At 23.8% G+C, this 2,374-nt stretch carries 2 protein-coding genes; both read right to left on the reverse strand.

Annotated features, from left to right (window positions below; all coding sequences use genetic code 11):
* Window positions 1–107: 107 nt before the first annotated feature.
* Window positions 108–1,415 carry a radical SAM/SPASM domain-containing protein gene (locus GBZ86_RS15100; protein ID WP_152892022.1) on the reverse strand — a complete coding sequence of 436 codons (1,308 nt, stop codon included), beginning with the start codon at window positions 1,413–1,415 and terminating at the stop codon, window positions 108–110.
* 20 nt (window positions 1,416–1,435) lie between these two features.
* Window positions 1,436–2,143 (reverse strand): hypothetical protein, encoded by a 708-nt coding sequence (locus GBZ86_RS15105; protein ID WP_152892024.1) that lies wholly within the window; start codon window positions 2,141–2,143, stop codon window positions 1,436–1,438.
* Window positions 2,144–2,374: the final 231 nt, after the last annotated feature.

Consider the following 2,374-nt stretch of genomic DNA (forward strand, 5'->3'; position numbering starts at 1 on the left):
ATAATATTCTTTATGAAAAATATTATTTTAACAATTTAACATCTTATACCCTATTATTTACAAAAAAATCGCAAATTAAATTTTAAATTTAATTTGCGATTTATTCTTTATAATTTTGAAAAATATTTTTTTTTCCAAAGACAATTAGGATTTTTTTCTTTTGCAATTTTAAATGCTTTTGCAAAACATCCATTACACTCTTTATTATAAAAACATTCTTTACATTCATCCAATTCAATCATAGGGCTAGGAGCCTGTTTAAAAGCTTTTGTTTTTTTTTCATTAAATATTTCTTTATAATTGTCCTTATAAATATTACCTATAGAATTATATTTATTTAAAAATAAACAAGTTCTTACTTCTCCACTAGTAGCATTTATAGCAAAACTTTTCCAACCTCCACCACAATTAACTTCTTTATTTTTAACAAAAGCCTTTAAATTCTCTATTTTATAATTAAAAATTTTATCATTACTATAAGGTTTTAAAACCTTTTTTAATTCATTATTTACATAACTACCAAATTTATCAGAATATAAATCGCTACCTCTTCCAAAGTCCTCGATAGTTGTAGTTGCCCAACTATCTACATTTAATTTTTTACATAACTTATATAAAGATACTATATCTTCTATATTTTCTTCTGAAATTGCAGAAGCTACTCTAACAATAGTATTTTTCTTCTTCAAATACTCTATAGCTTTACATGCATATTTAAAAGAATCTTTTTTATTTCTAAAATAATTATGAAACTTTTCCATGCCATCAATACTAATTTGCACAACAGCATTTTTAAAATCACCTATGAAATCAGCTAACTCTTTATACTTCCCTATTAAATAACCATTGCTTATTATAGAAACAAGATTAAAATTTGTACAACAAAAATTTAAAATTTCTTTAAATTGTGGATGAGTTGTGCATTCTCCTCCTGTTAATTCAACAACTTTAACTCCATTTTCTTTTAAAATCTTAAATAATTTTATAAGTTTATCATACTCTACAACTTTTCTTTCCATTGGAGATGCATCTACATAACAATGCTTACATTGAAAATTACAATAATCAGTAATTTCAACTGATACATGTACAGGACTATATGATTGAAAATCTCCAGTTACCACTATTTCATTAGAGTAATTAAACCTATCTTCACCTTCAATAATCTTAGCTTTATTAAGCTCTTCAAATATTTTATCTCCTAAAATAGCAAAAGGAATTTCTAATTTTTTCATTATATCTTCATGGCTTAATTTTCCATTGCATTGTAATAAATATGCAGCCATTATAGGTGCTAATTTTATATTATTAATTTTAAAATTATTATTATAATTAACTTTATTGTCATAATATAAAATACCTTCATCACAATTTAAGTGTAAGCTTAAATTTTTCTTTTTTACAAAAGGAATCATATTCTCTCTCCCATTACTATTTAAAAATTCGTTGCTGAAGTACTAGCTACAGCAGCCGCTGCTGCTACAGCAAAATTTATCTCTTCACAAAAAACACAAAGTCCACAGCTACCACACGCAGAACATGCAGAACAATTATTACTTGATAAAAAACCCACTTCATTTTCAGATAATTTTAAATTATATAATTCTTCAGATATTTTAGGATATATTAATGCTTTTTTAGTAGATTTATGCATAACTACCGAAGCTTGTGAGTTTATAGCACTTTCAGAAATCATACGCATTTCTTGTTTTGCTTTAAAGAAATATATAGTAACACAGTTCATTATTATTTTATAAACTTCACCATTAATATCTGCTTTTACTGGTTTATTTGCTGATCCTACATTTATAATGCCACCTTTATTTACAGTAAATTTTCCACATAATTTTTTAGTAGGTTTACAACTAGTCACTTCTAATATTTTATCTCTTATTAGCTCCTCTATTAGTCTCTTTTTTGTATTACTATTTAACACTAACTCAGCTATAACTGGTGAACTTTTACTTACAAAAATTTTACTGAATAGTTCAATCATAGCTTTCCCAGATGTAATAGCATGATTATTTAAACTTACTATACCAACATTTAATTTTAAATCTGTCATTATTATTATTTCTCTTTCCTCTCTTCTAGGAATTAAATATTTACAAGCTAAATTACTTTTACAACAACATTTGCTCATTTTATTGCTCCTTTCTCTTAAAATATATAAAAATTAATAAGTATATTTATTAATCTTTATATATTTTATTTCTATTAAAAATTCTTTATGATATTCTATTAAACAAATAACTTATTTATATTTAAAAACAAAAAAAAGAAATCACTAAATATAATGATTTCTTAATCTATATTTTAATCTTTAAATCTAATCTAACAAAGTAAGCTCTTTTATTTGTTCTAATAATATGTC

Source organism: Clostridium tarantellae, from assembly GCF_009295725.1.
Lineage (GTDB): Bacteria > Bacillota > Clostridia > Clostridiales > Clostridiaceae > Sarcina > Sarcina tarantellae.

Coding starts and splice junctions, on each gene's coding strand:
- GBZ86_RS15100 (WP_152892022.1), bottom strand. CDS start 1,415: ATGATTCCTTTTGTAAAAAAGAAAAATTTAAGCTTACACTTAAATTGT.
- GBZ86_RS15105 (WP_152892024.1), bottom strand. CDS start 2,143: ATGAGCAAATGTTGTTGTAAAAGTAATTTAGCTTGTAAATATTTAATT.